We start from the raw sequence: 7,246 nt of genomic DNA on the forward strand, positions 1-7,246 counted from the left end.
CGACCTGGCCGTCCTGCTGCACCCCACCCCCGCCGTCTGCGGCACCCCCACCGACCTCGCCCTGGACGCCATCGCCGACCTCGAGGGCGACCGCGGCTTCTACGGCGGCGCCGTCGGCTGGTGCGACGCCACCGGCGACGGCGACTGGTACGTCGCCATCCGCTGCGCCGAACTCACCGCCGACACCCGCACCCTGCGCGCCTTCGGCGGCGGCGGCATCGTCGCCGCCTCCGACCCGGCCACCGAACTACACGAAACGACAGCCAAACTCCGCACCTTCTTGGGCGGACTGCACTGCACGATTCCGGAATAGCCGGGGCTAGGGAGTTCCCGACCGAAAACCTGCTAGGTTGGCTCCCGTTACGCAGCATCCGATGTTGGGAGTACCGCGATGAAGTTTGCCGTTCCTGGTGCAGCGAGTGCTGCTGGTGGGGCTCTGGTCGGGCTGGCGGCGGTCCTGATCATCACGGTGGCGGCATCGCAGGACAAGCGGCCCGACATCGACCGCAGTGGCGACGCCGGTTCGTCGCTATTGAACAACGTTGAGTACGGCTCCCGCTGACCGGCTGACCTCCGAACCAGGCCAACCCGAAGCATCGACGTCCGCTGCGACCGGTCCGGGCGCGGACCGGTCGCCGAACACCACACCGCTGGGCCGTCGCTGGCTGCTCGGCAGTGTGCTCGCAGCATTCCTGCTGACCTTTCTGCAGTCACCCGGGCAGACCGTCGCGGATACGAAATACGATCTGGCACAGAATCCGCTCGGCTTCCTGGCCCGCGCCTCCCATCTGTGGAGCAGTCAGGCCCCGATGGGCCAGGTGCAGAACCAGGCCTACGGCTACTTCTTCCCGCACGGCGCGTTCTTCTCGCTCGGGCACATCCTCGGCCTGCCGGGCTGGGTGACCCAGCGCATCTGGTGGGCATTGCTGCTGCTCGCGGGCTTCTGGGGCATCATCCGGCTCTGCGAGACGCTCGGCATCGGCAGTCGCGGCTCGCGGGTGATCGCGGCGGTCGCGTTCGCGCTGTCGCCGCGCGTGCTCACCACCCTCGGCTCGATCTCCTCCGAGACGCTGCCGATGATGCTGGCCCCCTGGGTGCTGCTGGCCCCGGCCGCGCTCGGCGCGGCGATCAAACGCCCGGATTCCACCGCCGGTGAGCGGCCCACGCGGCGCGGGATGGCGACGCCCGCGGGCAGCGCGCTGGCGCTCGCGCTGATGGGTTCGGTGAACGCGGTGGCCACGGCCGCGGCGTTCCTGCCCGCGGCGCTCTGGTGGATCTCGTTCAAACCGAATCGGGCGTGGTGGCGCTTCACCCGCGCCTGGATTCCGCTGCTGGCCCTGGGCACCTTCTGGTGGGTCGTGCCACTGCTGTTGCTGGGCAAGGTGAGTCCGCCGTTCCTGGACTACATCGAATCCTCGGGCGTCACGACGCAGTGGGCCTCGCTCGGCGAGGTGCTGCGCGGCACCGACAGCTGGACGCCGTTCGTCTCGCCCGAACGCATCGCGGGCGCGGTGCTGGTCACCCAGCCCGCGGCGGTGCTGGCCACCGGCCTGCTGGCCGCGGCCGGCATGGCCGGACTGGCCATGCGGTCCATGCCGAACCGGGGCCGCCTCGCCCTGATCCTGCTGGTCGGACTGGTCGGCATCTGCGCGGGTTACGTGGGCGAGCTGGGCGGCCCGTTCGCCGAACAGGTGCGGCTGTTCCTGGACTCCGGCGGCGCGCCGCTGCGCAATGTGCACAAGCTGGAGCCGCTCATCCGGCTGCCGCTGGTGCTGGGTCTGGCACATCTGCTGAGCCGGGTGCCACTGCCGGGTTCGGTGCCGATGCCGGTGTGGCGCAGGGCCTTCGCACATCCCGAACGCGACAAGATGGTCGCGGTGGGCGCGCTCATCCTGACGGCGCTGGCGCTGTCCACCTCCCTGGCCTGGACCGGCAAGCTCGCGCCCCGTGGCAGCTACGACCACGTGCCCGGCTACTGGCAGCAGACGGCGGATTGGCTGGCGCACAACGCTTCCGACACCCGCGCGCTGGTGGTGCCGGGCGCGCCGTTCGGCAGTCAGGTGTGGGGTCTGACCCGTGACGAACCCTTGCAGGCGCTGGCGAGCACCCCGTGGGCGGTGCGAGACGCGGTGCCGCTCAATCCGCCCGGCGCGATTCGAGCCATGGATTCGGTGCAGCGACTGATCGCCGACGGGCGGCCGTCGGCGGGGCTGGCGGCGACGCTGGCCGGGCAGGGCATCGGAATCCTGGTGCTGCGCAACGATCTCGATCCGGAGACCTCGCGTTCCACGCGGCCGATGCTGGCGCATCGCGCGATCGAGGGCTCACCGGGGCTGAAGAAGGTCGCCGAATTCGGCGACCCGGTGGAGACGGGTCGCGTGGAAGGGCTGGTGGCCGACGGGGATCTGCGGCCTGATTACCCGGCCATCGAGATCTACCGGGTCGAGACGACCACGCCCGGCACGCCCACCGAGGTGCGCAGCGGTGTGGGCGCGCCGAATTCGTTCCCGGGCGCGTTCACCGTCCCCCTGGACAGCGTGCCGGTCGTGCAAGGCGGGCCGGAGGCCGTGGAACGGTTGCGCCGCAATCCCGCGACACCGGCCGGGCCCATGCTGCTGGCCTCGGACGCGGCGACCGCCGGGCTGCCCGCCGACGGCGTCACCGTCACCGACACGCCCATGGACCGGGAAGCCGACTTCGGGCGCGTCGACAACCACAATTCCGCGCTGCGCGCGCCCGGGGACGCCCGCCGCACCCACAATCTGGTGCCGGACTATCCGGTGTACGGCGCGCAGCTCGTCGAGGGCGAATGGTCCGGCGCGACCGTCACCGCCTCCAGCTCCGCCGGTGACGCCACCCAGCTCGGCGGGGCCGCGCCCGGCAGTTCCACCGCCGCGGTGGTGGACGGCGATCCAGCCACGGCCTGGATCTCCAATGGCGCGGAACACGCTGTCGGCCAATGGCTTCGGCTGGCGCTCGACAAGCCGGTCAGTACCGCCGTACTGCATCTGACCACCAGTGCCGCCGCCATCGGCAGCCCGGTGAAATGGGTCGAGGTGGAGACCGCCAAGGGCACGGTGGCCGCGCGCATCACCGAACCCGGTACGCCGGTGTCGATCTCGCTGCCGCCGGGCAGCACCGACTGGGTCAAGATCACCGCCATCCACACCGAGGACGGCAGTGCCGGTGGGCAATTCGGCATCAGCGAACTCAGCCTGGACGACTACGCCGACCGCGACAATCCGGTGACCGTCGACATCCGGCATCGCACCGTGCTGCCGCCCACACCGGCGGGCGTGTCGGTGCGGGGCTGGGACCTGGGGCAGGAATTCCCCGGCCGCAGCGCCTGTTTCGACTCCCCCGACCGGATCCGTTGCAGCAAGGGCCTGGCCCTGGCCGCCGAGGAACCGGGCCTGTTCGAACGCACCCTGCAGGTGCCGCAGCCGCTCACCGTGACCCCGGATCTGGTGGTGCACACGCGCCCCGGCCCGGCCCTGGAGGCCCTGCTGACCGACCCGGACCGGCCCATCGCGCGGGGCCAGGCCGATGTCGGCGACCCGCGCGGCTCGGCCTTCGCGGCCACCGACGGCGATCCGCGCACCAGTTGGACCGCGCCGGAGACGACCGTGCGCAATCCGGCGGGCGCGAAACCCACACTCACCATCGAACTTCCGGCGCCGACGCTGGTCACCGGCCTGGCCGTGACGGCGTCGCGCGGTGATCTGCCCGCCCACCCGACCTCGATCTCGGTGAATCTCGGTGACGGTCCGCAGGTGCGCGAGGTGAGCCCGGAGGCCGGTGCGGTGAGCCGGGTCGACCTGCAGCCCCGGGTCACCGACCGGATCGAGGTGAGCATCCAGACCTGGGACGCCGTACTCGACCGCACCGCACTGGGTTTCGCGCAGGAGCAGCCGCCGGGTCTGGCCGAGGTGAACGTGCTCGGGCCCGACTACCCGGCGCCCGCCGACCCGAACCGGCTGATCACCATCGACTGCGCGCACGGACCCACCATTGCCGCCGCGGGCCGCACCCTGCACACCACGGTGACCGGTACGGCCGCCGAATTGCTCTCGGGCGCACCGCTGCCCGCCCGGGTGTGCGCGGTGGATGATTCCGGGACCCCCGAAGGCTCCGACTCCGGCTTCGAATTCCCATCCGGGCGTGTGGATGTCGCGGTCGCGCCGACCGAGCTGTTCACCGTCGACGAACTCCGCCTCGATCGCACTCCGGCGCTGCCTCCCGTGGCGGACCCGAACGGTACGACCGGCACCCCGGTGCTGGTGCTTCCGTTGAGCACCAATGTCGGCTGGAAGGCCACGACCGCCGAGGGCGGCGAATTGCAGCCGCTGGTGATCAACGGCTGGCAGCAGGCGTGGCTGGTGCCGCCGGGCACCGAGGGCCCGATCACCGTCGCGTTCCCCACCGACCGCTGGTACCGGCTGGCCATCTTCGGTGGCCTGCTGTTGCTGATTCCGCTTGTCGCGCTGGCCTTCCGGGGCGCGCGGTCACCGGTCCGCGACGACGGTCCCGCCCCGCGCACCTGGCGCAGCCGGACGGTCGCGGGGCTCGGACTGGCCGCGGCGGCCGGGATCATCGCGGGTCCGATCGCACTGGTGGTCGCCGCGATCGGGTTGCTGGTGGACCACATTCGCCCGCCCGGATGGTCCCGAATCCTGGTCGGTATCGCGTTCGGCGGCACCGCCATCTGCGCGGCCGCACTGTCGACCGGGCCGTGGCGCTCGTTCGAGGGCTACGTCGGCGGCTCGCTGTGGGTGCAGTTCCCGGCGCTGGTCGGCGTGATCGCGGTCGGCATCGCCGCCCTGCCACCCCGCCGCTGAATCACGCTGCCGCTCAGCCGAAGCGGCGGCGCGTCCACTGCCGGACCGGCTCCTCGACGAGTGCGTAGGAGGCCGCCGCCAGGGGCAGCGTGAAGGCGACGGTCAGCAGGTAGACGATGACGAAATGCCCGCGGAACGGCACGATGCCGAACACCGGGAACACGATCGACAGCACGGCCAGATGCCAGATGAAGATGCCGTAGGACCAGCGCCCGAGGGTCGCCGCCACCCGGCCCTCCAGCCACCGGTGCCGCCGCTCGGGTCGCAGCACCAGCGGCGCCAGCAGCCCGAAGCCGATGACCGCGCCCAGCGCCATCTTCATGGCGTACTGCCAGGGCTGACCGTGCGTCAGCCCGGGCGGACCGGAGAGATCGGTGGTGGCCAGCAGCATGGCGATGCCCGCCAGCGGCCACATCAGCCACTGGTTTCCGGCGATCCGCCGCCAGCGCGGGGCGGGCAGGTCGGCGAGTTCGGCCAGCAGCATGCCCATCGCGAACCAGGGCAGATAGCCCGGCAGCCAGTTGTCGGCGTGAATGCCCTCCGGTGTGGGCACCGGCAGGAAGTTCCAGCCCAGGCAGAGCAGTCCGAGGCCGAGCACCACGGGCACCCGGTATCGCGCGCGCGGCCCGCGCAGCCACACCAGCCCGACCGCCAGCAGCGGAAGCACAAGGTAGAAGGCCACTTCCACCGAGAGACTCCACATCTGGGTGAGCCCGTCGGTGAGCGTGAAGGGCACGAATACCTGCAGCAGCGCCAGATTCGACAGCCACACCCGCAGCCCGGCGGTGTGCGCGGCGCTGGGCAGCAGGATCAGCACCGCGGCCACCACCACCCAGTAGGCGGGCAGGATGCGGGCCGCGCGATGCAGCAGATACCGCCCGGCGCGCGGCGCGGTCCCCTGTCCCCACGCCGCCGCGGCGTGCGGGCGCCACAGCAGGAATCCGGACAGCGCGAAGAAGATCGCGACCGCCATATCGAATCGCTCCCACAACCGGCCCAGCACCGGTTGACCGGTTGCGCCAGTTTGGAAGGCCACATGGGTGAGCACGACCCCCAGCGCCGCCAGGGCGCGCATGCCCTCGAGGGCCGGGACGAAGCGGCCCAGCCGGACCCCGGTCTCGTCCTGGACCGGGGTCACCTGGGGGTTCGTTGCGGTGGTCGTCATCGGCTCTCAGTCTGCCTTGTCACCTTTTATGTGAGCATCCGCCATTTGACTCGGGGGAGTTTCGGGGTGTTTTCCTGCCTCGGCCGCACTCTGCGACCGCTCGGACTGTTAGTGTCTGGGCTCACGAGTGCTGCGCGGCGACCGCAGTGCTGGAGGAAACACGTGTTCGACGACGAGGAGAACCTGCATGGCACTCAGTGCCGGTACCAGAAGGACGGTGGCCTGCGTACTCGTGGGGCTCGGTGCGATGCTGCTCGTCGCCGCCATCATGATCCCCACCTACACGGTCAGCCGGTTGGCGAAAACCCCGCTGGACCTGGAGATCACGACCGTCGCGACGAATCCCCAGACGGGCGCGCCCAGTGAGGTCCTCGACGCCAAGTCGCTGACCTCGCCCACCGGTTCGGCGAAGGTGGACACCAATGTCCCGCTCGTCTCGCAGCGCTTCCTCACCGTCGAAAACCCCTCCAACGCATCGGAAATGACGGTCCAGGCCGGTCAGACCCTGCGGCGCACGGACAAGCAGGGCGACACCGGCCTGCTCACCGCGACCATCGACCGCGTGACGATCGACCGCAAGACCGGTGAGCCGGTCGAGTCGGTGGACGGCGGCCCCAATGGCGCCATCGCCGTGACGGTGGACAAGAAGGGCGACAGCGTGATGGACCCGGTGCAGCACACCGGTCTCCAGTACCGCTTCCCCATCGGGACGGACAAGAAGACCTACCCGTACTTCGACCTGAACGCGCGCAAGTCCTACGACATCAACTATGTCGACGAGACCGAGATCAACAATCTGAAGGTCTACCACTTCCAGATGTCGGTCCCGGTCACCGATCTCTCCACGGTCGCCAACTCGCCGACCAACAAGCTCAGCCTGCCCGCCGCCAAGTGGGGCCTGGAGGGCGACGGCGACGTCACCATGACCCGCTTCTACACCAACGTGCGCGACCTGTGGATCGAGCCGGAGACCGGCACGGTCATCAAGGGCCAGGAGCAGATTCACCTCTACTACGCCCGCAGCGGTGACAAGCCCGAGGTGACCGCCCTGAAGTCGACCCTGGTGTTCGACGAGAACACCATCGAGTCGCAGATCTCGGTGGCCAAGGACAATATGGACAAGATCGCCCTCTACGGCCGCATCCTGCCCATCATCCTCGGCGTCATCGGCCTGCTCCTGCTGATCGCCGGCGTCCTGCTCGGCGTCCTCGGCAAGAACGGCGACGGCCGCCCCACCCCGATC

The 7,246-nt window shown here is 70.3% G+C and carries 5 protein-coding genes; 4 read left to right on the forward strand and 1 reads right to left on the reverse strand.

Features of this window, described 5'->3' with window-relative positions:
* The 3 genes from ACAM49_RS37425 to ACAM49_RS37435 form a co-directional block, all read left to right on the forward strand.
* A partial coding sequence (locus ACAM49_RS37425) for a chorismate-binding protein (RefSeq protein WP_369640268.1) occupies positions 1-313 on the forward strand: 313 nt, incomplete at its 5' end.
* A gap of 78 nt (positions 314-391) precedes the next feature.
* Positions 392-562: a DUF2613 domain-containing protein gene (locus ACAM49_RS37430; protein ID WP_083913908.1), complete on the forward strand. Its 171-nt coding sequence runs from the start codon at positions 392-394 to the stop codon at positions 560-562.
* A 115-nt stretch (positions 563-677) separates the two neighbouring features.
* The gene (locus tag ACAM49_RS37435; protein ID WP_369640271.1) at positions 678-4,838 is read left to right on the forward strand and encodes an alpha-(1->3)-arabinofuranosyltransferase; all 4,161 of its coding nucleotides are present in this window, start codon (positions 678-680) and stop codon (positions 4,836-4,838) included.
* Positions 4,839-4,851: 13 nt separating this feature from the next.
* Here the strand turns inward: ACAM49_RS37435 and ACAM49_RS37440 are convergent, their stop codons facing one another.
* Positions 4,852-6,003: an acyltransferase family protein gene (locus tag ACAM49_RS37440; protein ID WP_369640269.1), complete on the reverse strand. Its 1,152-nt coding sequence runs from the start codon at positions 6,001-6,003 to the stop codon at positions 4,852-4,854.
* Between the two features lie 187 nt (positions 6,004-6,190).
* Here ACAM49_RS37440 and ACAM49_RS37445 point away from each other — a divergent pair.
* Positions 6,191-7,246 (forward strand): DUF3068 domain-containing protein (locus ACAM49_RS37445; protein WP_369640270.1); only part of this gene is annotated, 1,056 nt, incomplete at its 3' end.

It is taken from the genome of Nocardia sp. JMUB6875 (genome assembly GCF_041154655.1).
Classification (GTDB): domain Bacteria; phylum Actinomycetota; class Actinomycetes; order Mycobacteriales; family Mycobacteriaceae; genus Nocardia.

Excerpts from the sequence above, each read along its gene's own strand:
- ACAM49_RS37430 (WP_083913908.1), top strand. The coding sequence starts at position 392 with ATGAAGTTTGCCGTTCCTGGTGCAGCGAGTGCTGCTGGTGGGGCTCTG.
- ACAM49_RS37440 (WP_369640269.1), bottom strand. The coding sequence starts at position 6,003 with ATGACGACCACCGCAACGAACCCCCAGGTGACCCCGGTCCAGGACGAG.